This is a genomic window from Photorhabdus temperata (genome assembly GCF_025384845.1).
Taxonomy (GTDB): Bacteria; Pseudomonadota; Gammaproteobacteria; order Enterobacterales; family Enterobacteriaceae; genus Photorhabdus; species Photorhabdus temperata.
In genome coordinates, this window is the sequence record NZ_JAJAFX010000212.1 from 1 (window position 1) to 594 (window position 594).

Sequence of the window (594 nt, forward strand, 5' to 3'; positions counted from 1 at the left end):
CATTATAAATATGGCTAATAAAGAAGAATGCTCAAGCACCCTGACTGATCTCATCAATCTTGCATGTGATATTAACTATGAAGTTTCTCGATCCCTTAAAGCGGCCCTAAATAGCGGAGGTGAAGAATGAATAGCAAAACCACAGAAGAGTTGCGCAATCTTTCTTACATTAATTTGGCGGCAGATGATGCACTCGGAAAAATAGAAGCTTTGGCATCAGCGGCCGGTTATTTACTTGCTGATGATGAGCTGAGTGAAATCGGGCTTGAGCTTTTAGAAATTATCCAAATAATTGCCAGTGAAGCATCAAGGGGAGAATGATGAATGATTTAGCTGATGATATTTCCGATATGGATTTAAAGATCATGCAGATAGATGCGCTTCTCTACATATGGCAAGAATCATTTAAGAAAAATTGTGAAGAATCCTACTTCATTGGTGTACTACAGAGTTTAGTTCTCGAAGTGAGGAAAAAGCTGGAAAAACTGGAGGGTCAGACAAAAAATATTGGAGACCAAAAGAACCCTGAAATAGAAAATAATGAAATTAATATCAGCAAGATAAGATTTAAAGATTTATTAGATAAATCTGAAC

The 594-nt window shown here is 36.5% G+C and carries 2 protein-coding genes; both read left to right on the plus strand.

Going from position 1 to position 594, the window contains the following annotated elements; genetic code table 11:
- The first annotated feature begins 126 nt into the window (after positions 1 to 126).
- On the plus strand, positions 127 to 321 hold the full coding sequence (locus LGZ99_RS24615; RefSeq protein WP_262979871.1) for a hypothetical protein: 195 nt from the start codon (positions 127 to 129) through the stop codon (positions 319 to 321).
- Positions 321 to 594, plus strand: a 274-nt coding sequence (locus LGZ99_RS24620; protein ID WP_262979872.1) for a hypothetical protein, incomplete at its 3' end; no start/stop codon positions are given. The genes LGZ99_RS24615 and LGZ99_RS24620, both read left to right, overlap by 1 nt.